The sequence below is a fragment of the Sporichthyaceae bacterium genome, from assembly GCA_036493475.1.
Taxonomy (GTDB): Bacteria; Actinomycetota; Actinomycetes; order Sporichthyales; family Sporichthyaceae; genus DASQPJ01.
Genome location: DASXPS010000209.1, coordinates 1 through 21,105, shown reverse-complemented (window position 1 = coordinate 21,105; position 21,105 = coordinate 1). Strand labels below are relative to the sequence as shown.

Sequence of the window (21,105 nt, the reverse complement as noted above, 5' to 3'; positions counted from 1 at the left end):
GGGTCAGGAGTCGTCGTCGCCGGCCGCGGCACGCAGCCGGGTGAGTACCTCGACCAGTTCGGCGCGGTCCTCGCGGTTGGTGCCGGCCAGGCCGAACTCGAAGGCGTTGAGGGCCTCGGAGGCTTGCCGGACCAACGTCCGGCCCTCCTCGGAGATCGCCACCAGGGTGGCCCGGCGGTCCGAGGGGTGCGGCCGGCGAGAGAGCAGGCCGCGGGCCTCCAACCGGTCCGTGGCCAACGTGGCGGTGGTGGCGTGCACCAGCAATCCCTTGGCCAGCTTGGAAATCGGCCGCGTCCCGGTCCGGGACAGTTGCAGCGTCATCAGCAGCATGTAGTCGGTGAGATTGAGCTTGTGCTTCTTCAGCTCATCCTCGATGGCCACCGTCATCAGCCGGTGGAAACGCAGCACCGAGCTCATCGCAACGAAGGCGTCCTCGCCGTTGCCGAGCCCCTGGGTCCGCCAGAAATGACGCGCCCAGTCCATCGGGTCATGGGTCTCGGCGGGATCGTGCGGGACCGCGGTGGTGTTGCCCGCCTCGACCGTTTGACGTGCCATTCCGCTGCCTCCGGGAGAAGGTTTGCTCTACTCCTAGTGTATCGCGCGCTCAATTGTCTATGGTACAAAAGTTTATTCCTAGACCTTTGTTGAAGGGAAGCTCGGATGCCTCACCTGGACGGGCAGGTCGTGGTGGTCACCGGCGCCGGCCGCGGGCTGGGTCGTGAGCACGCGCTGCTGCTGGCCGCCGAGGGCGCGAGCATCGTGGTCAACGACCTGGGCGGTTCACACGACGGCACCGGCGCGGGCGTCGGCCCCGCCGAGGAGGTCGCGGCGGAGATCCGGGCGGCCGGCGGGCAGGCCGTGGCCAACGGTGACGACGTCTCCGAGGCCGCGGGCGCGGACAACATCGTGGCCACCGCCGTGCAGCACTTCGGTCGGCTGGACGCGGTGGTGAACAACGCGGGCATCCTGCGCGACCGGGTGCTGGTCAACCTCGCCGACTCCGACTGGGACCTGGTGGTCAAGGTCAGCATGCGCGGCACCTTCCTGGTCACCCGCGCGGCGAGCCAACACTGGCGCGAGCACAGCAAGGCCGGCGAGCCGGTCAGCGCCTCGGTGGTCAACGTGACCAGCGAATCCGGGATCTTCGGCAACCCCGGCCAGGCCAACTACGCCGCGGCCAAGGCCGCCATCGCCTCGTTCACCCAGGTCGCCGCCAAGGAGCTGAAGCGCTACGGGGTGCGGGTCAATGCGATCGCCCCGCAGGCCCGCACCCGGTTGACCGAACTCGCCTTCGGTGACGCGCTGGACGCCAAGGAGGGCAAGTTCGACCGGTTCGACCCGGCCAACGTCTCCCCGATCGTCGCCTACCTGGTCTCACCGCTGTGTGAGCTGTCCGGCGAGGTGTTCATCGTCGGCGGCTCGCGGGTGCAGCGGGTCAAGCCGTGGGAGAAGGACCCGACCTGGAAGTTGGACACCGAGGGCCGGTGGACGATCGACGGGTTGGCCAAGGCCGTCGCCGACGCCGGCCTGCCGCAGGGCGCGGGCTGGACCGCGAACCCCGACAAGGTCTGAGCATGGCCCTGGTGCTGACCGACCGCGCCGATGGTGTGGTCACGCTGACGCTGAACCGGCCGGACCGGCGCAACGGCGTCACCCGCGAACTGATCGATGAGGCGATCGCCGCGCTGCACGCGGCCGCGGCCGATCACCGCGACCGGGTGCTGGTTATCACCGGCGCGGCCGGATCGTTCTGCTCCGGCATGGACCTGGCCGAGCCGCTGATCCCGGATCCCTTGACGTTCATGCGTCGGGTCGGGGAGTTCTGCCGGGTGCTGCACGAGTTGCCGATCCCGACCATCGCCAAGGTGCGCGGGCCGGCGATTGGCTTCGGCGCGAACCTGGCGCTGTGTGCGGATTTGGTGCTCGCCGCGCAGGACGCGGTGTTCGGCGAGGTGTTCGCCACCCGCGGTGTTGCGCTGGACGGGGCGGGCTCGTGGCTGTTGCCCCGGCTGATCGGCCCGCAGAAGGCGAAGGAACTGGCCTTCTTCGGGGCCAAGGTCACCGGCGCACAGGCTCACGAACTCGGCCTGATCAACCGCGCCGTGCCGGACGCCGAACTCGACAAGCTGGTGGAGGACTGGGCCTCTCGGCTGGCCGCCGGCCCGCGTCGGGCGCTGTCGCTGATCAAGGCCGAACTCAATCAGGCCTACGAGCGCTCGTTCTCCGCCGCGGTGGAAGCCGAGGCGGTGGGCCAGGCGCACTGCTTCAGCTCCTCGGAGGCCAAAGAGGGCGTCAAGGCCTTCCTGCAGAAGCGCGAGCCGGACTTCCGCGCCGCAGACCATAACTGACGATTCGTCAGATCTGTACGGCGCCGCCCGGTAGCCGGCCGGGCAGGGCGCCTGCTGCCGCTGTGGCGGAGCAGACGCCCTTGCCGGTTGAGGCGCCGTGCTCGGCTAGCCGGGGAGGTTGATCATGGTCGGGCTCTGGTTGGGCCCAGTGCCGCCCCCGGGTGGGGTGTTACCGCCGCCGGGTGCTGTGCTGCCGCCGCCGGGTGGGGTGCTGCCGCCCCCGGGCGCGGTGCCGCCGGGCGCCTGGTTCGCTTGATTGCCCGCCGCACCCTTCTTGGTCTTGGCGTTCTTGCCCTTGGGGTGTGTCGGGTGCTTGTGCGCCACGGCGTGCGTGCTCGGCGCGCCCTCGACGGCCGAGGCGGTGCCGGCCACGGCCGGTGCTGCCAGGCAGGCCACGGCGGCCACGATGACGGTTCTATTGATCCGGTGCATGTCCACTGCTCCTCTCGTTTGCGGACACGGCGGTCTTCACCGCCCAACCGGCACGCGAAACCGTTGCTCCGGGACTTAACCGACTGTTAGCACTACATCACCGACACCGGAGGCCGGCGGACGATCCGCGTGAGGTCCGTCACCGGAGTGGATGTCAGAGCGGGCCCATCAACTCGCGGTAGACCGCGTAGAAGTGGCGGATCTTCGTCTCCTGGTAGGCGGCGAAGGTGACGCCCTGCTTGTGCTGCACCAGGGTGTGCAGGCCACGTTGCACCGCGCCGAGGTTGTACTCGTCCTGGAAGAACACCCGGGCCAACGGGCCGAGTTCGCCGGCCTCCAGGAACGACCCGTCCAGGCCGATGTGTCGCACCGGTGCCTCCGCGGGTCGTTCGCCGAGGAATGGGGAGAGCACCAGCACCTCCATGATCGCGGTCTCCGGGTCGGTGCCGTTGGGCCGGAACCGGTAACAGGTGCGGTTGTAGGAGCCCCACGGGTGGAAGTTGGGGAATGCGGTGTAGAAAAACGTGTCCACGCACTCGGAGTCGGACAGCGTTTCCGCGCGTTCGCCGAGGGAATCGCGCATCCGGGCCCGGCTGGCCGCGGCGATCACCGTGCGCGCGCGGGCGTCGTCCGGCAGCGTCTTGATCGGGGCGTCGTCCAGGCCCAGGCCCATCATCGCGTCGAAGATCTGTTGCTCGGTCGGCTCGTAGTTCAGGTGCGGGCTGGGCGTGCCCCGCGGCGTGATGGCCCGGCTGACCCAGGTCCACGCGTCGTATTGGGAGTTCGCGTCGCCGATGCCGCGCAATAACTGCGGGTGGGTGGTGACCACATGGAAGGACTCCATGAAGGCCTCCTGCGCCACCTTCCAGTTGCACGGCAGCACTTTCGCGACGTGCGCCTCGGTGTAGCGGCCGGCCAGGTCCCAATGATCCAGCTCGGTGAGCTCGCCGAGGTAATCGCGCAGCGGGATCTGGTCGGGGTCGAGGCAGACGAAGACGAACCCGCCCCAGGTGTCCACCCGCACCTGCGGCAGCCGGAAGGTGTCGGCATCGACCTGCGGGAAGTCCCAGCGCGCGGGCACCCGCTTGAGCTCGCCGTGCAGGTCCCAGCAGAACCCGTGGAACTGGCACTGCAGTTCGCTCGCCGCGCCGCCGGCCTCGCGCAGTTGCCGACCGCGGTGCAGGCAGGCGTTCCAGAACCCGCGGATCACCCCGTCCTCGCCGTGCACCAGCAGCACCGACAGGTCGGCGATGTCATAGACCTCGACATCGCCGGGGTTGCGCAGTCGCTCCTCGCGGCAGGCGAACTGCCAGGTGTGCTTCCAGATCCGCTCGGTCTCGCGGCGCGCGATGTCGGGGTCGAAGTAGTAGCGGGCGTCGATGTCCTCGGTGCCGAAGTCGCTCTTTCCGGTACGGCGCAGGAATTCCGGCACCTGGTGGGTGTCCGCGTCCAGCAGGTCGGCGTAGCTGACGCCGGGCGAGCGCGCGGTCATTCCCGGATACCTTCCTCGGCGAAACCCGCCAAGTGCCGGGAGGCCGGGCTGTAGCCGTTACTGCCCACCCAGCGGATCAACTCCGGATCCGCGGTGCGCAGCTCGCCGCTGAGCCAGCTGCCGTCCATGGCGAAGATCCCGGTGCGCCCGTCCTTGGTCACCTCGACGCGACCGTCCGCCAGACCGGCGTAGACGGCCGCGCTGAAAGGGTGCTCCAGGCGGTAGGCCACGAAAGTAGTCTAGTACTGAACAAACGGGTAGTGGAGTAATCCGCCCGGCCTCGTTGGGGCATGCTGTCGCGATGCCATCGCCTGCCATCGGTGAATCATCCACCAAGTCCCTCGGTGCCGACTTCTCCGTGCCGATCGATGACCGCTACTTCGAGGACTACCAGCCCGGCGCGAGCTACGAGTACGGCCACATCGAGATCACCGAGGACGACATCATCGAGTTCGCGACGCGGTACGACCCCCAGCCCATCCACATCGACCGAGACTGGGCCCGCACCGGGCCGTTCGGCGGGTTGATCGCCAGCGGCTGGCACACCTCAGCCCTGTGCATGCGGATGTACGTCGACCACTACCTGAGCCGGGTGGCCGGCCTCGCCTCACCCGGCATCGACGAACTCCGCTTCGCCGTACCCACCCGCCCCGGCGACGTGCTGCGTGCGCGGTTCACCGTGATCGAGGCCCGCCCATCGCGGTCCAAGCCCGACCGCGGCATCCTGTTCACTCGCATGGAGGGGTTCAACCAGAACGACGAGCTCGCGATGTCCGCCATCGGCATGAACATGGTCGCCCGCCGACCGGAATGACCCCCGTCGTCTCATGGCGTGTGGGGCTATTCCAACGGGCTGATAGCCCCACACGCCATGAGGGGATGCCGAGAGAAGGGTGCGGGAGGGGTGCTCCCAACGGGTCGACGCTCGAACCCGACTGAACGCCCGCGCGTTGGTCAACAAGCTTCAATCGGCTCGGGAGCCGCGAGCGCTCGTTCCTCGCTGCTCGCGCTCCGCTCGCCTCAATCGCTTGTGCGGGAGGGGGGACTTGAACCCCCACGTCCGAGGACACCAGATCCTAAGTCTGGCGCGTCTGCCAATTCCGCCACTCCCGCGCTGCCAGCGACCCTAACTCGCACGGCGTCCGACGCAGCGCTACCTATAGCCCACGGTTCTTCGGAGGCCGCGCGGGTGGGTGGGGTCAGATGGCCAGCTGGGCCAGTAGTCGGTCGACGTGGCCGGTGGCCTTGACGTTGTACTGGGCGCTCTCGATCTTGCCCGCCGCGTCGATCACGAAGGTGGAGCGGATGACGCCCATCACGGTCTTGCCGTAGTTCTGCTTCTCGCCGAACGCGCCGTAGGCCGTCAGCACACCCTTGTCCGGGTCCGACAGCAGCGGGAACGGGATCGCGTCGCGTTCCCGGAACTTGGCCAGCTTCTCCGGCTTGTCGGGGGAAAGCCCGAGCACCGTGTAGCCGGCCGCGGCCACCCGCGCGATGTTGTCGCGGAAATCGCAGGCCTGCGTGGTGCAGCCGGGGGTCATCGCCGCGGGATAGACATAGAGGATGACCCGCCGGCCGCGCAGGTCGGCCAGCGCCACCTTGTTGCCGTCGGCGTCGAGCAGCGTGAAGTCCGGCGCGGGGTCGCCGGGGGACAGGCGCACGGACACGGGACACTCCCTAGCTCGGTTCCCGCCATCTTGACCCGGGGCCGCAGTTCATTTCCCTCGGGGGCGTTGGCCGGGAGTGAGCCGGGGCGCCCGGAGTGTTCCGGACCTGCCAGACTGACCTCCGGCCGGCGCGCGGGCGTCGGGCGAGTGCGAGCAGGGAGCGATGGTGGGCAGGAGCGATCCGGACGCGCTGGAGGCGCAGATCGAAACCGCCCGCGAGCAACTCGCCGTGACCATCGATGCCATAGCCGAGCGGGTCGCGCCGAAAAATGTCGCAGCGAAGGCCAAATCCCGCGCCAAGGGAATTGTCGTAAATCCCGACGGCAGCCTGAAGACGGATAAGGTGGCAATTGCCGGTGGAGTGGCGCTGGCATTTGTGTTTGTTGTCGTCTGGCGTCGGTTCCATTGACCAATTCTTGACACTGTGACGCAGCGTCGGTGGTAATCCACGCTCCGCGCGCAGTTCCGCCCCGATTTGTCCCTTTCTCGACGCATCTGTGCAGGTCACGGGCCTTCGTGGTAGTTCGGCGGGAATCCGCTGGGTTACCGGTAGACGTTGGGTCAAACTCTCGTGGCAGTCATTCATGTGGTCGCGCAACGTCCCTACTCTGCTGATGCAGACGTAGCTACAACACGGTCAATCTCCAGGGGTGGGGAATCATGAGCGACTTTGCATTGCGGAAGCCGGCAGGGGTCAGCCGGGGTGCCGCGATCAGCACGCACCGGGGGCAGGCCGATGGGCCGGTCAAGGTGCTGAGCCAGACCGCGGCAGTGGCCGGTATCTCCGGTGCACTGTTGCTCGCACTGAAGGCGATGGTGCTGGTGGCACCGGTCGTGCTGCCGCACGGCACCGGGCTGGACTCGCTGGGTCGGGTCGCCCCGAACACCACCGTGGCCGCGCCCGTCGCGAACCCGGTCGAGATCGGGCAGGCGGTGAACTCGGCTCTGGACGACGCGTCCCCGGTGGTCACGGGTCTGTCCGAGCACACCGCTGAGCACCAGGCGCCGGCCTCGGGCACCACCGTGCCGCGCCAGCACAATGGCGGCGGCACCGCCGGTGGCAGCCACGGCTCCACCAACCCGTCCAGCGGCAACAGTGGCGACGCCGCGGCGCCCGGTGTCGTGGGCAACCTCGTCGGAACGGTGGGCTCCACTGTCGACGGTGTGGTGCCGGGTCTCGGCGACACGGTGGTGAAAGCGACCAAGCCGGTCACCGACCTCGTCGACGGCACAGTCGGCAGCACCGTCGGCAGCACGCTCAAGCCGGTGACCGACCTCGCGAAGAGTCTGCCGATCGTGGGCGAGGTGGTCAGCCAGGTGGCACCCGATGCCAAGGCGTCGACCAGCACCTCGGCGCCGCCGACGTCGGGCCTGCTCGACGGGCTGGGCCTTGGCAACGTCGTGAGCGGCCTCGGCCTCGGCGGCTAGTCACACAGCTCAACGAACGCCCCGGGGCCTGCGCCCCGGGGCGTTCGTCTGTCCCCGCGTACGCTTCCCGCCATGAGCTCCGCGAAGGCCGCCAGGGAGCAAGCCACGACCCTCGGCGAGAAGCTGCCGATCCGGTTGCTGCACGACCGGGTGCTGGTGAGCGCGGACAGCCCGGAGGGCGAGCGACGTTCCACCGCCGGCATCGTCATCCCGGCCACCGCCCGGATGGGCAAGCGGCTGCACTGGGCCGAGGTGGTGGCGGTCGGCCAGAACGTGCGCACCGTCGAGATCGGCGATCGGGTGCTGTTCGACCCGGAGGACCGTTCCGAGGTCGAGGTGCGCGGCACCGATTTCGTGCTGCTGCGCGAGCGCGACCTGCACGCCGTGGCGGCCGAACGGCTGAACGACGGCGGAGCCGGTCTGTACCTGTGACCTGACGATCCGTCCGTAACCGTGCGGGATCGCTGCGTAGCGATTCGATCCGTAACCGCGTGACCACCCTGCGCCGGGAACACCCGCGTGTCGTCGGGAGTTATACGAGTTGTTCCGCCGTCGCGCGGACGGGTAACCCACCTAATAGCCCGTCCGACGCCCCGCCGGCGTCGAACGGGGGCTAGGAGGGCCAGATGTCAACGGAGGTCATCACGAACCGACGCGTCGCGAATACCGCCACCATCGGGCGGCCGCGTCGCGCCGAGCAAGTGAACGAGGACCCGGACCTGATCCGGTTCTACTTGGACGAGATCGGCGGCACCGCGCTGCTCACCGCCGAGCAGGAGGTGGACCTGGCCAAGCGCATCGAGGCCGGCGTGTTCGCCCGTCGTCTGCTGGACGAGGCCGCGCAGAAGGGCGGGCCCCGGCTCGGCCCGCGCCGCCGCCGCGACCTGCTCGAACTTGCCGCTGACGGGGAGTCGGCCCGCGATCACATGGTGCGCGCGAACCTGCGCCTGGTGGTCTCGGTGGCCAAGAAGTTCTCCGGCCGCGACGCGGCGTTCCTGGACATCGTCCAGGAGGGCAACCTGGGCCTGATCCGCGCGGTGGAGAAGTTCGACTACGCCCGTGGGTACAAGTTCTCCACCTACGCGACCTGGTGGATCCGCCAGGCCATCCAGCGTGGCCTGGGCGAGTTGGGCCGGACCGTGCGCTTGCCGGTGCACGTGGTCGAGGAGCTGTCCCGACTCAACCGGGTGGAGCGCACGCTGGGCGCCGCGTTGGGCCGTGCGCCGAGCGCCGCCGAGGTGGCCGCCGAATTGGAGATAGCGCCGGAGCGGGTGCACGAGTTGCGCCGACTCAACCGCGCACCGGTCAGCCTGGACGCCCAGGTCGGTGACGAGGGCGAGACCCGCATCGCGGACCTGATCTGTGACGACGACGCGGTGGCCGCCGCGGAGATCGCCGAGCACAACGCGATGATCACCCAGCTGCGCTCGATGGTGAACGCGCTGCCGGAGCGGCAGGCCGCGGTGCTGACCATGCGCTTCGGGCTGCGGGACGGCGTGCCGCGCACGCTGGCCGAGATTGCCGCCCCGATGGGGCTGACCCGCGAGCGGGTCCGCCAGCTGGAGAAGGATGCGCTGGCCACCCTGCGTGGCACGGACGATTCCGCGCCGTTGCAGGGCTGGCACAACTAACGCCCCCTGTCAGTCGCCTCGACCACCAAACCGGGGCCGCCGGTGGTCGAGGCGGATGACGTCAGCCCGGGGGGCTGGGGCAGACTCGTGGGGTGACCACGAACCCGCAGGCCGGTCAGCCCGCGCAGCCCGGCGACCTGGTCGATGTGGCCCGGCTGATCACGGCCTACTACGCCGAGCATCCCGACCCGGCCGATCCCGCCCAGCGCGTCGCGTTCGGCACCTCCGGGCACCGCGGTAGCGCGTTCACCGCCAGCTTCAACGACGACCACATCGCCGCAATCACCCAGGCGATCTGTGAGCATCGCGCCGCAGCCGGCATCCAGGGCCCGCTGTTCCTGGCCAAGGACACGCACGCGCTGTCCGAGCCGGCCGTGGTCACCGCGGTCGAGGTGCTCGCGGCCAACGGCGTGCGGGTGTTGTTGGACAGCCGCGACGGTTACACCCCGACCCCGTCGTTGTCCCGTGCGGTGCTCGTGCACAACGCCGCTGGACAGGGTGGCACCGCGGACGGCGTCGTGGTGACGCCCAGTCACAATCCGCCCTCCGATGGCGGTTTCAAGTACAACCCACCCAACGGCGGTCCCGCGGACACCGATGTCACCGGGTGGATCGCCAACCGCGCCAACGAGTTGCTCACCAATGGGCTGCGCGGGGTGTCACGCATTCCGTGGTCCCGCGCGAGGGTCGCGGACACCACCGGCAGCTACGACTTCCTGGACCGCTACGTCAGCGACCTGCCGCTGGCCGTGGACATCGACGCGGTGCGCGCCTCGGGCGTGCGCATCGGAGCGGACCCGCTGGGTGGTTCCTCGGTGGGCTACTGGGGCGAGATCGCGGAGCGGTACGGCCTGTCGTTGACCGTGGTGAATCCCTTGGTGGATGCCACGTTCCGGTTCATGACCAAGGACTGGGACGGCAAGATCCGCATGGACTGCTCCTCGCCGTACGCGATGGCCTCGCTGATCGAGAAACGTGACCGCTACGACCTGGCCACCGGCAACGACGCGGACGCCGATCGGCACGGCATCGTCACCCCGGACGCGGGCCTGCTCAACCCGAACCACTACCTGGCCGTGGCCATCGCGCACCTGGTGGCTCACCGCGACGGCTGGCCGTCCGCCGCGGGCATCGGCAAGACGCTGGTCTCCTCCTCGATGATCGACCGGGTCGCGGACAGCCTGGGCCGGCGCGTCTATGAGGTCCCGGTGGGTTTCAAGTGGTTCGTCGACGGCCTGCTGGATGGCTCGCTGGTGTTCGGCGGCGAGGAGAGTGCGGGCGCCTCGTTCTTGTGCCGGGACGGTGCGGTGTGGACCACCGACAAGGACGGTTTGCTGCTGTGCCTGTTGGCCGCGGAGATCACCGCGGTTACCTCTCGCTCGCCCGGCGAGCACTACGCCGAGCTCACCGCGAAGTTCGGCGAGCCGGCCTACGCGCGCATCGACGCGCCGGCCAGCCGGGAACAGAAAGCGATCCTCGGCAAGCTGACGCCCGATCAGATCACCGCGACCGAGTTGGCCGGCGAGCCGATCCGGCAGCGTCTGGTCAACGCGCCCGGCAATGGAGCACCGATCGGCGGGCTGAAGGTCACCACGGACTCCGGTTGGTTCGCTGCCCGTCCCTCGGGCACCGAGGACGTCTACAAGATCTACGCGGAGAGCTTCGCCGGCCCCGAGCATCTGGCCCGCATCCAGGCCGAGGCCCGGGATGTGGTCAGCGCCGCGCTCGGCGGTGGCGGGTGACCGAGCAGGTGGTACTGCTCGACCCGGACGGCAGCGTTTGTGGGCTGGCCGACAAGGCCACCGTGCACGGCGCCACCACGCCGTACCACCTGGCGTTCTCCAGTTACGTGTTCGATCCCGCGGGCCGCCTTTTGGTCAGCCGACGCGCGCTGTTCAAGGCGACGTTCCCCGGCATCTGGACCAATAGTTGCTGCGGCCACCCCGGTCCGGGGGAGGACCCGGAGCAGGCGGTGCGCCGTAGGCTGCAGCAGGAGCTCGGCCTGACCCCGACCCGTCTGCTGCTCGCCCTGCCCGATTTCTCCTACCGGGCGAGCTTTCAGGGCATCGAGGAGCACGAACTGTGTCCGGTGTTCCTGGCCCGGGTGGACGCCGAACCCGTCCTCGACCCCACTGAGGTCGAGGCGGTGGCATGGTGGCCCTGGCCACGGTTCGTCGCCGCCGCGCTCGCCCCGGACAGCACGATCTCGCCGTGGGCCCGCGAGCAGGTGCGCCAACTGGAAGCCGGCGGCCATGTCATCGATTTCCTCGTTGCGTCCGGCTGACGCGGCGTTAGAGCGCTGCGACAGCCGGACGTAACGAGGGGATCAGGCCGTGTGGCCCAGGTAGCGGGCGAACAGGTCCTCGCCGTCCAGCTCGCCGGGCTCACCGACGAAGGCCACCTGTCCGCGCTGCAACAGGTAGACGTAGTCGGAGAGGGCCAGGGCCTTGGTGACGTACTGCTCGACCAGCAACAGGCTCGCGCCGCCGGCGGCCAGCCGATGCAGGAAGTCGAAGATCTCGTCCACGATCAGCGGCGCCAGGCCCATGCTGACCTCGTCGAGCAACACCACCTTGGGGTTCTGGATGTAGGCGCGGGCCAGCGCGAGCATCTGTTGCTCACCGCCGGACAACGTCCCGGACACCTGGCCCAATCGCTTACCCAGAATGGGAAACGCGCTCGCCGCCTTCTCGATCGCGGCGCTGTGCTGTCCCGGCGGGGACTGCACCACGAGGTTCTCCCGCACGGTCAGCGACGGGAACACCCCGCGTCCCTCGGGTATGTGACATACCCCGTGGCGCACCAGCCGGTTCGGTGCCTGGCCGGTGACGTCGCTCCCGTCGATCACCAACTGGCCCTCGTCCGGGCGCAGCAATCCGGCCGCCACCCGCAGCAGCGTGGTCTTGCCGGCGCCGTTCGCGCCGAGCAACGCGACCACCGCGCCGTCGGGCACCCGCAACGTGACGTCGCGCAGCACCCGGGTAGCGCCGTACCCCGCGCTCACCCGCCGCAGCTCAAGCATGCTGCCAACCCATCAAATGTGACTGCCCGTCACAGGCAGAACGGCTTGCTGGTGGTGGCCGTCCAGCCCTTGTCGGAGAGCAGTTCGGCGTACGTGCAATGGATCAGCGGCGCGGCCTGCTGCCCGACGGTGAAGGTGATCGGTGGGGTCAGGCCGCCGAGGTCGTTGTCCTTCACCGCGCCCAGGCCCGTCATGAAGTCCGCACTGGTCAGCTGCTTGCTGCGGGCATCGGCCCCCAGCCCGCCGACGGCGGCCTCCACCAGCTTCCCCGAGGCCCACGAATAGATCGAGTCCGCGTCCGGCACCTGTCCGGGCGCGTACTTCGTCAGCGCGGCGTGGTATTCCTTCTGCCCCGCGGTGTCGACGAGCATCCACGGCGCGACCGCGCTGGATGAGGACAGCGTGTTCTTGCGGATGTCCGGATCCTGGGCGTTCTGCGGGCTCAGCACCAACCCGGTGGTGACGAACTGCGGGTGATAGTTGATCGCGGCACAGGAGCGGGCCACCCGGCCGATGGAGGCCCCGTCCATGGCCATGCCCAGCGCCTGCACCCCGGCGTTCTTCGCCCCCTGGCACTGGGCGGTGAAGTCGGTCTGGGTCAGCGATATCGCCGAGGAGTAGGTCTGTTTGGCGCCGGCCCGCTGCACCTCCGGGGGGATGATCTTGGCGGCGTTGGTGCAGACGCTGGCCTCCACGCAGTACAGCAGTCCCAGGTTGGTCTTGCCGGACGCCACCGTCTGATGGATCGCGCCACGGATCGCGCCGAGCAGGCCGGCGCCGACCGGGAACAGATACGGGCTGGAGTTCCAGGAGAAGTCGATGCCGTCCCCGCCGATCACCGGCATCTTGGCCTTCTCCACCCCGTCGCGCAGGCCCGCGAAACCCAGCGGGTCGAACACCGCGACGATGGCCTGCGCGCCCTTGTCCTGCAGCTGCTGCACCTCGCCTGCGGCCCTGGCCGGGTCCCCGCCGTCGTCCATCGCGTAGAGCACCACAGGGTGACAGGCCAAGCCACCGCGGGCGTTGACGTCCTGCACCCAGGTGGCCAGCCCGGTGCGCGCCGAGGCGGTGATCGGGCCGGAGACCCCGGAGAACGCACCGATCTGACCGAGCTTCACCGGCGCGCCCCGGGCAGTGCACGGGGCACTGCCGGCGGTGGTCGACGGTGCGGCGGCCGCCGTGCCGGCGCTGTTCTTCTGCGCCCCGACCTTGGTCTTCGGCGCGGTGGCCGCGGTGCCGGCGGCCGGCGGTTGCGCGGTGGTGCCGGTGGCGACCGGCGCGGCCCCGGGTGCAGTGCCGGCGGCTGCCGCGGCGGGCGCGGCAGCCGCGGCGCCCGCGACCGACTTCAGTTCGGCCACCGAGGACGGGTCGAGCTTCACCGTGCCGCCGCCGGCTCCGGCCAGGATCTCCTCACCGCTGACGCGGCTGCCGCAGGCGCTCAACGCGAGCACCGCGGTTACCAGCAGGGCGACGCGCAGTCGTCCGGTTCGGCGGATCATGGGGTTCTCCTCATCTCTACTGCATGTCTCATCGCAGCGCTCCCGCTGCCTGCACGGCACCGGACCTGCCGAGGGCCGCCTCGGCTCGTGCCGTGGTGGTGCTTTCCGCGCGCCAGCCGGCCAATGCGCTCAGCCGACCGAAGATTGTGTTCAACACGCCGGAGGCGCAGATGGCCGCGATCATGGCACCCGCCCCGAACAGCACCTGGAAGCCGTCGGAGGCAGACGGCGCATAGGCCGGGGCGACGATCATGCCGATCGGGCCGATAATCGCGGCCTTGACCGTGGTGCGCCCGGCGATGGCCAACACCGCGAGGATCACCAGGGAGCCGACGAAGTTGAAGCTGGTGCCGGACACCGAACCGAACTGACCGGCGAACAACGCGCCGCTGATCCCGGCCAGGAAAGCGGATAGGCAGAACACCAGCACCCGGGTGACATCCGCCGACGCGCCCAACGTCTGCAACGCGGTGGGGGAATCGGCCAGGCCGCGCAGCAGCCGGCCCAACCGGGACTTCTCGATGGCCACCACCATGCCGACGCCCGCGACTGCGAAGGCCAACAGCAGGTAGTAGTAACCCTTGTCCGAGTCCAGGTTCAGTACGTGCGGACGACCGGTGTGTAGGTCGGCGAAACCGAACATGTAGCTCTTCACGTAGAAGAACTGCGCGATGAAAATGCCGAAGCCCAGGGTCGCCAACGCGAGGAACAGCCCGGACAACCGGATCGCCGGGATTGCCACCACTGCCCCGACCGGCACCGCAATCACACCGGCGAGCAGCACCGCGATGCCCCACGGCACCCCGTTGGAGACCGCGTGCGCGAAGGCCGCCGCACCCACCGCCGCCAACGACATCTGACACAGCGACACCTGGCCGGAGGTGTGCACCAGCAGGCCGAGGGAGAGGAACAACAGCACCTGGCTCATCGCGTTGATCCACACCGGCAGCCGGGAGCCGACCGTCTGCGGCACCAGCACCGCGGCGAGCAGACCCACCGCGGCGACCAGCCACTGGGCGCCGGGCGCTGTGCCGCGACGACGAGCCGGTACCCGCGCCCGCACCTGTGCGCCGAGGTCGCCGAGGCGACGGCGGCCGAGCACCAGCAGCACGAAGAACAGCACCAGGAACGGCAGGTTGAAGTCCAGGCCCTGCAACCAGGCGTGGTGCGAGGTCTCCTTGGACACCAACTTCTGCGCGATACCGATGGCGATGCCACCGCCGTAGGCCAACGGCAGGCTGCGGAACGCGCCGATAGCCGCGGCGCCGAAGGCCTGGACCACCAACAGGGACAGCAGCGTCGCGTCCAACTGCTGCTGCTGGGAGGCGAGCAAAACGCCGGACGCCGAGGCGAACACCGAACCGAGCAGCCAGGCCTGTCGGCGCACCCGGGTGGGTGCGATTCCGGTGGTGTCCAGCAACCCCGGGTCGTCCACCACCGCACGCATCACGGTGCCCAATCGGCTGCGTTCCACGATCAGGTACAGGCCGATGGCCGCGGCGCTGACCGCCAGAAAGATGATCACCGATTCCTTGGTGACCGCCACCCCGGAGATGGTGAACGCGGTGTCCCGCGGCAGGAAGGAGGAGAACAGTCGGTAGTCCGAGCCGTAGATCCACGTCGCGGTGGCGCGGATGAGCAGTAGCAGGCCGACGGTGCCGACGATCTGATACGACACCGGCACCCGGGCCAGCCCGCGGGCGAGTCGTTCGAGCAGCAAACCGAGCACGGCGCCGAAGCCGACGATCGCGAGAACCGCGGCGAACGGCCACGGCATGCCCTGTTGCTGGCGCAACTCGTAGAACACATACGCCGCGCCGGCGCCGATCGCGCCGTGCGCGAAGTTGAAGATGCCCGAGGTCCGGTAGGTGAGTACCAGCCCCATCGCGGCCATGCCGTAGATAGAGCCGAAGACCAGCCCGAACACCAGGAACGGGACGTAAGCGCTCATCGGTCAACCTCCGGCCGACAGATGCCGCACGGCGCGGTGTTGCTCGCGGCCACCTCGGCCGCGTCCAGCCAGCGCACGGCCTTGCCCTCGAGCAGTTCGCAGTCCGCGCGGTGGTGGTGGCGCATGCCCTTGGCGATGCCCCAGCGCGCGGCGTGCTCGATCACCTGGTCCGGCGCGTCCTGCGCCGCGCGCCGGGCGAGGTCGGTGAACACCTCACGGCGCAACCGACCCAGGTTGGTCAGCCCGGCCACCAGCCACAGCACCACGCCCAGTGCGCCGAGCACCACCGAACCGATGCCCAGACCCAGCCAGCGCGACTGCCGAGGTAACGACACCGTGTCGCTGATGCCCAGCCAGCCGACCAAGAGCCCGACCACGCCGAGCAGGGTGAGCACAGCGGGCAGCAGCGCATCGCGGCGCGCCCAGGGCTGCGTGCCGTCGTGCGCCCGGCGCGCCCGGCCGTTGCGGGTCGCGGCACGGCCCAGTGCGCCGCGCCGGCTGCCCGGCACCGTCACGCTGGTCACCGGGTACGGACCTGCTCCGCGCTGGTGCTTTCGCGGTGTGCCCGCGCATTCTGCGCGTCGATGCCGTGGCGGATCGCGCGCAGCTCACGCCACTGATCGCGCATGTCCGCGGACAGCCACAGCCCGGTGCCCAGGCCGAGCAGGAACACTCCGCCCAGGCCCTCCGAGGCGAGATAGGGAAGTTGTTCGGCGACGAAGCCAGTACCGCTGACGTGCACCCAACCGATGATCAACAGCACGGCGCCGGCGACGGCCGCGGTGCCACCGAGCACCCGGTCCCACTGCAGCCGCGCCCAGCTCAGCACGTTCATGCCCGAACTCCTCGAATCAGCAGGACGGCGCCGACGCAGACGGCCAGGCCGACCCCGGCGAGCACGCCGAACAGCCAGCTCTCGTCACTGTGCAGGGGGGCGCGCACCGCGGTGAGCGTGGCGATGTCCGAGGTCGGCACGGTGGCCGGGGCGGTGCCGGGCAGCGCGGCGGCATCCGGCAGCGGAACGTCCGCACTTACCGCGGGCAGCGGGGTGACGGGTGACGCGGCGGTGGTTGCCGGCGGCGGGGCGGTGCCGACGGCCGTGCCGGCAGAGGTCCGCTCGGCCCCGTAGGAGATCTCCGCCTGGGCCAGCCCGATGGAGACGGTCACCGGGGTGGTGCCGGACAGGCCCGCGGGGGACCCGTCGGGGGGCGCGGGCAATGTGGTGTTGAACTGCAGCCCCGCGCCGATGATCCCGTCCGCGGTCTGTTGCGGCGCCTGGTAGGTGACCTTGTAGCCGGCCTGCGCAAACGCGGCCAGCGCTTGGTCCAGCGGGATCGGCGTGACGCTGGGTTGGGCACCGGGCACCGTGAGGGTGAACGTGCCGTTCTCGAATCCGATCTGAGGTGCGGTCAGTTTCTGCGGCGGGCCGGCCGAGCCCGGTGGGTTGGGCATGGTCATCGCCAGGCCCGGCACCGAGATCGAACTGAACGTCAACGACGAGGACCGGGTCAGTTTTCCGGTGGCGTCGCGCTCCGCGTCGGCCGAGGCATGCAGGCCGTTGATCACCAGATCCTCGCCCAGTCGCAGCGCGTCGGTGTCGGTACTCGCGGTCGCGCTGACCTCTTCGCCGTCCCGGACGATGCGGGCCAGTGAGGTGGCTCCGGCGCCCTCGGATCCGCCGGTGGCCGAGGCCTGGGTGACCGTGGCACCACTCTCCGAGCTGAGCTCCAGGCCGGGATAGGACAGGCGGCGCACGTCGTCGCCGTACGCGGTGGACACCACGAACGGGTAGGCCGGCGCGGGAACGCCCAGCGAGCCGCCGGCCACGCCCGGCAGCCCGGCGATGTCCTCACCGGGGTACGGCCCGGCCGCGTAGGCGTCGGACTGCTGCAACGAGGTCTGCTTCGCCTGCGTCGTCGGCCCCTGCACCTGTGGTGCCACGCCCAGCGGGATCGACTGGTTGCTGAAGATCACCTTCATGCCGGTCGAGTACGCCAGCGCCTGGTAGGTGGCATCGGCGCGGGCCGAGCTACCGCCCACGAACGGCGCCCAGATCGCGATCAGCCCCATCGCGAGCGCTGCCGAACCAATCTTGCCTCGACCCACAGGTGAATCCTCCGTTGGTACCTACCAGACCTTCGGGTATGGAAAACACCAGGTTTCGTCTGGTATCAATGCTTCTGAACACTTTGTACGCGTTCACTGGTTAAACGGCAACATTCCGTACCGCACGGTATGGATACGGAGGACCGGGTCCAGCGAGCACCGCGGAGGGCGACCATTACCGCTGGTAGTACGGCAGCGTACCGACGCAACTCGGTGCGGTCGACGGGCAAGCCGCTGGTCAGCGGCCCGAACCGGCTGGGTCGGGAGACCTATTTCGCGGCCGCGTTCGCGCTGCTGGGGACCGAGGGCTCGGAAGCGTTGACCATCGCCGCGTTGTGTCGGCGGCTGAAGGTCACCAAGGGCTCCTTCTACCACCACTTCTCCGGCATGCCGCAATTCACCGACGCCCTGTTGCGGCACTGGGAGAACGAGCACGCGGCGATCCTGGACGAGGTGGCCGGCCTGTCCGACCCGGCGCGGCGCTTCGAGATCACCGCCGAACGAGTGCACGAACTGCCGCACGACGCCGAGGCCGCGCTGCGGGCCTGGGGCTACCGCGATCCGGCGGTGGGTGCGGCGGTGGCGCGCATCGACCGGGCCCGGGCGCAGAACTACGCCAACACCCTCGCCCTGGTCATCGACGACCCGGAGCGGTGCTGGCTGCTGGCGCACATGGGCGTGGCCGTGATGATCGGCCTGCAGATGTTCGAGCGCCCCCGGGACCCCGGGCGTTTCCTGCGGGTGGGGCTGGAGTGGGCGCACAGCAACATCGGGTTGACCATGCAGGCCGACTCGGACGGCGACCGGCTTCGGATACGGGTCACCGGGTTGCCGAACGGCCGCGCGATAAGGAATAGTTGACGCATCAACCAGGTTGTGGCCGGGTGACGCACCCGTCCCGAGGAGGTTCCGATGCCGGCCATCACCGTCGACGACATTGCCGTGCTGCCCCGGGTGGCAGCTCCGGATCCGGCGACCACCACCACCCGCCCCGTGTTGGGTCACATCCAGGCACCCAGTGGTCACGAGGGCGAGGGTTTCCCGGTGCGCCGGGCGTTCGCCGGGGTGAACCTCGCCGCACTCGACCCGTTCATTCACATGGACCAGATGGGCGAGGTGGAGTACGCGCCGGGTGAGCCCAAGGGCACCGACTGGCACCCGCACCGGGGCTTCGAGACCGTCACCTACATCCTCGACGGCGAATTCCAGCACCAGGACTCGCACGGCGGCGGCGGACTGATCAGCAACGGCGACACCCAGTGGATGACCGCCGGCTCCGGGCTGCTGCACATCGAGCGGCCGCCGGAGCACCTGGTGGTCTCCGGTGGGCTGTTCCACGGCTTCCAGCTGTGGGTGAACCTGCCCTCGGCGCAGAAGTTCTCCCCGCCCCGCTACCAGGACATCCGCGCCGGTCAGGTGGCGCTGCTCTCCTCGGCCGACGGCGGTGCGCTGCTCCGCATCATCGCCGGTGAGCTGGCCGGGCATGCGGGTCCGGGCATCACGCACACCCCGATCACCCTGGTGCACGCCACCATCGCCCCCGGCGCCACTGTGCGCCTGCCGTGGGACCCGCAGTTCAACGCGCTGGTCTACGGGGTGAGCGGTGCGGGCTGGGTGGGCACCGAGCACACCGAACTGCGCACCGGCACGCTGGCCGTGCTCGGCGCGGGCGACGCCATCGAGCTGGGCGCAAACACCACTCAGGACGCCCGGCACGCCGCGGGACTGGACGTGCTGCTGCTCGGCGGCCTGCCGATCCGGGAACCGGTGGCGCACTACGGCCCGTTCGTGATGAACACCAAGGAAGAGCTGATGCAGGCGTTCGAGGACTACCAGGCCGGCCGACTCGGGGTCATCCCGGGATAAGCACTGTGCCGGCTGAGGTCTACCCTCCGGTCCCATGGCCGAGCGCGTGTACCCCGGGGTGATCGCCTTCGCCCGGGTGGCGTTTCCCGCGCTCGGCATGAAGATCAAGGTCGAGGGCGGGGAGAACATCCCCCGTACCGGACCCGTGGTGCTCGCCTCCAACCATGTGAGCTACCTGGATTTCATTTTCGCGGGCTGGGGCGCCCGACCGTCCAGACGCCTGGTCCGCTTCATGGCCAAGGAAGCCGTGTTCAATCACCGCATCTCCGGCCCGTTGATGCGCGGCATGCACCACATTCCGGTGGACCGGGATGCCGGCTCCAACTCCTATCGGGAGGCGTTGGCCAGGCTGAAGGCCGGCGAAGTGGTCGGGGTGTTCCCCGAGGCCACGATCAGCCGCTCATTTACCGTCAAGGAGATCAAGAGCGGCGCCGTGCGGATGGCGCTGGCCACCAAGGCGCCGCTGGTCCCGGTGGCCGTATGGGGCGCTCAGCGGATGTGGACCAAGGGCCGGCCCAAGGAGCTGACGAAGCGTCACGTGTCGGTGCTGGTCTATGTCGGCGAGCCCATGTATCCGACCCGCGGCGACGATCCGAACGCCGTCACCGACGAGCTGCGCAGGCGCTTGCAGGAACTGCTGGACCGCGCCCAACGGGACTACCCCGACTCGCCCAAGGGGGAGGACGACCGGTGGTGGCTGCCCGCCCATCTGGGGGGCAGCGCGCCCGCCCCGGACGAGGCCCGCGCGCTGGACGCGGCCAAGCCGGAATGACAACCGACACCTAACTCGACCGTTTTGGTTTGCATTGAGCAGGTTTGTCGGGTTACCGTCTGGTTTGTGAGCACGTTCACGATTTTGGTCGCCCGACTGCACGTCGATCTGATGCGGTCGGCGAGCGCGTTATGTTCGTGCCGGGCGACTGCCTGAGCGATAACGCCGGCACTCGTCCGCGCCTCGACGTCTCACCCCCTTTCCGATCCCGGTCCCCGACCGGTGCCGGGGCGACCGCGGGCACGCGGCGCCGACGGCAATCCCTACGGGAGTCACGCCTCATGTCCAGTCAGTCACGCACGACCCGTCGGGCCGTGATCCTCGGCAGCGCCGGCGTCCTCGTCGCCGCGGGCCTGCTCACGGTGCAGAGTTCCGCGGCGTCGGCCTCGGACATCAAGGTGAGCACCAGTTCGATCAAGGTTGCCGACGGTCGGGTGTTCACCGCGACCAACCACCTGGTCCAGCCGTCCAAGGCCATCCTGGCCAAGGAGCGCGAGCTGGTGCGCGGCGCGTTGAACGGCACCGACCCCGCCGCGAAGAGCTTCGTCACCAGTGAGGGCAAGATCCGCCACGAGTACCTGGTCGTCTGGGCCGGTGACCGTAACGCCGGCGACGAGGGCAGCGCGACCATCGCCCACGGTCAGTCGGTGAACCCGGTGACCGCCAACAACAACGTCGCGGACGAGAGCGCCGGGCCGGACTTCCTCGCCGTGGTCGACGCCACCAAGGGCCTGCCCACCTACGGCAAGGTGGTCAATACGATCACCACCTCGCCGGTGGTGGAGAACGAACCGCACCACATGCAGTACGTGTGGCACAAGGGCGAGAAGATCTACGCCGGTGGCCTGTTCACCGCCGTGACCTACGTCTTCGACGTCAAGAAGCTGCCCG

Annotated in this window: 24 protein-coding genes and 1 tRNA gene; 13 read left to right on the top strand and 12 right to left on the bottom strand. The window is 69.4% G+C overall.

Translation table 11 applies throughout. From position 1 onward, the window contains the following. Positions 1–3 precede the first annotated feature (3 nt). Positions 4–555, bottom strand: coding sequence for a MarR family transcriptional regulator (locus VGJ14_19990; GenBank protein HEY2834709.1), 552 nt, complete (start codon positions 553–555; stop codon positions 4–6). A gap of 105 nt (positions 556–660) precedes the next feature. On the opposite strand from VGJ14_19990, the gene VGJ14_19985 reads away from it, so the two are divergent. Continuing rightward, complete coding sequence (locus tag VGJ14_19985; protein ID HEY2834708.1) at positions 661–1,572, top strand: SDR family oxidoreductase; 912 nt, start codon at positions 661–663, stop codon at positions 1,570–1,572. Between the two features lie 2 nt (positions 1,573–1,574). Beyond that, a complete protein-coding gene (locus VGJ14_19980; protein HEY2834707.1) occupies positions 1,575–2,348 on the top strand; it encodes an enoyl-CoA hydratase-related protein in 774 nt (257 codons plus the stop codon). 105 nt (positions 2,349–2,453) lie between these two features. On the opposite strand, the gene VGJ14_19975 is transcribed toward VGJ14_19980, so the two are convergent. The 3 genes from VGJ14_19975 to VGJ14_19965 all read right to left on the bottom strand — a co-directional run bounded on the left by VGJ14_19975 (position 2,454) and on the right by VGJ14_19965 (position 4,502). Next, positions 2,454–2,780, bottom strand: coding sequence for a hypothetical protein (locus VGJ14_19975; protein HEY2834706.1), 327 nt, complete (start codon positions 2,778–2,780; stop codon positions 2,454–2,456). A 154-nt stretch (positions 2,781–2,934) separates the two neighbouring features. Beyond that, entirely contained in the window at positions 2,935–4,272 is a 1,338-nt protein-coding gene (locus VGJ14_19970) for an aromatic ring-hydroxylating dioxygenase subunit alpha (GenBank protein ID HEY2834705.1), read from the bottom strand. Then, positions 4,269–4,502 (bottom strand): hypothetical protein, encoded by a 234-nt coding sequence (locus VGJ14_19965; GenBank protein HEY2834704.1) that lies wholly within the window; start codon positions 4,500–4,502, stop codon positions 4,269–4,271. Before VGJ14_19965 ends, VGJ14_19970 begins: the two co-directional genes overlap by 4 nt. A gap of 71 nt (positions 4,503–4,573) precedes the next feature. Here VGJ14_19965 and VGJ14_19960 point away from each other — a divergent pair, with 71 nt between their 5' ends. Continuing rightward, positions 4,574–5,086 (top strand): MaoC family dehydratase, encoded by a 513-nt coding sequence (locus VGJ14_19960; protein ID HEY2834703.1) that lies wholly within the window; start codon positions 4,574–4,576, stop codon positions 5,084–5,086. A gap of 217 nt (positions 5,087–5,303) precedes the next feature. On the opposite strand, the gene VGJ14_19955 is transcribed toward VGJ14_19960, so the two are convergent. Together VGJ14_19955 and bcp are read right to left on the bottom strand one after the other, a co-directional pair. Further along, positions 5,304–5,385 (bottom strand) — tRNA-Leu (locus VGJ14_19955). Positions 5,386–5,471: 86 nt separating this feature from the next. Then, positions 5,472–5,939 carry a thioredoxin-dependent thiol peroxidase gene (bcp, locus tag VGJ14_19950; GenBank protein HEY2834702.1) on the bottom strand — a complete coding sequence of 156 codons (468 nt, stop codon included), beginning with the start codon at positions 5,937–5,939 and terminating at the stop codon, positions 5,472–5,474. A 166-nt stretch (positions 5,940–6,105) separates the two neighbouring features. On the opposite strand from bcp, the gene VGJ14_19945 reads away from it, so the two are divergent. The 6 genes from VGJ14_19945 to idi all read left to right on the top strand — a co-directional run bounded on the left by VGJ14_19945 (position 6,106) and on the right by idi (position 11,282). After that, positions 6,106–6,348 (top strand): DUF3618 domain-containing protein, encoded by a 243-nt coding sequence (locus VGJ14_19945; GenBank protein HEY2834701.1) that lies wholly within the window; start codon positions 6,106–6,108, stop codon positions 6,346–6,348. 251 nt (positions 6,349–6,599) lie between these two features. Then, the gene (locus VGJ14_19940) at positions 6,600–7,367 is read left to right on the top strand and encodes a hypothetical protein (GenBank protein HEY2834700.1); all 768 of its coding nucleotides are present in this window, start codon (positions 6,600–6,602) and stop codon (positions 7,365–7,367) included. A gap of 72 nt (positions 7,368–7,439) precedes the next feature. Continuing rightward, a complete protein-coding gene (locus tag VGJ14_19935; protein HEY2834699.1) occupies positions 7,440–7,799 on the top strand; it encodes a co-chaperone GroES in 360 nt (119 codons plus the stop codon). A gap of 194 nt (positions 7,800–7,993) precedes the next feature. Next, complete coding sequence (locus VGJ14_19930; protein ID HEY2834698.1) at positions 7,994–8,998, top strand: sigma-70 family RNA polymerase sigma factor; 1,005 nt, start codon at positions 7,994–7,996, stop codon at positions 8,996–8,998. A 92-nt stretch (positions 8,999–9,090) separates the two neighbouring features. Beyond that, the gene (gene pgm / locus VGJ14_19925; protein HEY2834697.1) at positions 9,091–10,740 is read left to right on the top strand and encodes a phosphoglucomutase (alpha-D-glucose-1,6-bisphosphate-dependent); all 1,650 of its coding nucleotides are present in this window, start codon (positions 9,091–9,093) and stop codon (positions 10,738–10,740) included. Further along, positions 10,737–11,282 (top strand): isopentenyl-diphosphate Delta-isomerase, encoded by a 546-nt coding sequence (idi, locus tag VGJ14_19920; protein HEY2834696.1) that lies wholly within the window; start codon positions 10,737–10,739, stop codon positions 11,280–11,282. Before pgm ends, idi begins: the two co-directional genes overlap by 4 nt. A 42-nt stretch (positions 11,283–11,324) precedes the next feature. On the opposite strand, the gene VGJ14_19915 is transcribed toward idi, so the two are convergent. The 6 genes from VGJ14_19915 to VGJ14_19890 are packed head-to-tail and all read right to left on the bottom strand — an operon-like array spanning position 11,325 to position 17,576. Further along, complete coding sequence (locus tag VGJ14_19915; protein HEY2834695.1) at positions 11,325–12,020, bottom strand: ABC transporter ATP-binding protein; 696 nt, start codon at positions 12,018–12,020, stop codon at positions 11,325–11,327. 29 nt (positions 12,021–12,049) lie between these two features. Next, positions 12,050–13,519 carry an ABC transporter substrate-binding protein gene (locus VGJ14_19910; GenBank protein HEY2834694.1) on the bottom strand — a complete coding sequence of 490 codons (1,470 nt, stop codon included), beginning with the start codon at positions 13,517–13,519 and terminating at the stop codon, positions 12,050–12,052. A 28-nt stretch (positions 13,520–13,547) separates the two neighbouring features. Further along, positions 13,548–15,470, bottom strand: a complete 1,923-nt coding sequence (locus VGJ14_19905; protein HEY2834693.1) for an ABC transporter permease — start codon at positions 15,468–15,470, stop codon at positions 13,548–13,550. Then, positions 15,467–15,994, bottom strand: a complete 528-nt coding sequence (locus VGJ14_19900; GenBank protein ID HEY2834692.1) for a hypothetical protein — start codon at positions 15,992–15,994, stop codon at positions 15,467–15,469. Before VGJ14_19900 ends, VGJ14_19905 begins: the two co-directional genes overlap by 4 nt. Next, positions 15,991–16,305: a hypothetical protein gene (locus VGJ14_19895; protein ID HEY2834691.1), complete on the bottom strand. Its 315-nt coding sequence runs from the start codon at positions 16,303–16,305 to the stop codon at positions 15,991–15,993. The genes VGJ14_19900 and VGJ14_19895 overlap by 4 nt, the downstream gene beginning before the upstream one ends. Then, complete coding sequence (locus VGJ14_19890) at positions 16,302–17,576, bottom strand: hypothetical protein (protein ID HEY2834690.1); 1,275 nt, start codon at positions 17,574–17,576, stop codon at positions 16,302–16,304. The genes VGJ14_19895 and VGJ14_19890 overlap by 4 nt, the downstream gene beginning before the upstream one ends. 213 nt (positions 17,577–17,789) lie before the next feature. Between VGJ14_19890 and VGJ14_19885 the strand changes: the two genes are divergently transcribed. The 4 genes from VGJ14_19885 to VGJ14_19870 form a co-directional block, all read left to right on the top strand. Beyond that, positions 17,790–18,437, top strand: coding sequence for a TetR/AcrR family transcriptional regulator (locus VGJ14_19885; GenBank protein ID HEY2834689.1), 648 nt, complete (start codon positions 17,790–17,792; stop codon positions 18,435–18,437). Between the two features lie 51 nt (positions 18,438–18,488). Then, entirely contained in the window at positions 18,489–19,442 is a 954-nt protein-coding gene (locus tag VGJ14_19880) for a pirin family protein (protein ID HEY2834688.1), read from the top strand. A 34-nt stretch (positions 19,443–19,476) separates the two neighbouring features. Continuing rightward, positions 19,477–20,214: a lysophospholipid acyltransferase family protein gene (locus VGJ14_19875; protein ID HEY2834687.1), complete on the top strand. Its 738-nt coding sequence runs from the start codon at positions 19,477–19,479 to the stop codon at positions 20,212–20,214. A gap of 281 nt (positions 20,215–20,495) precedes the next feature. Next, the coding region (locus VGJ14_19870; protein ID HEY2834686.1) for a hypothetical protein at positions 20,496–21,105 on the top strand (610 nt) is incomplete at its 3' end.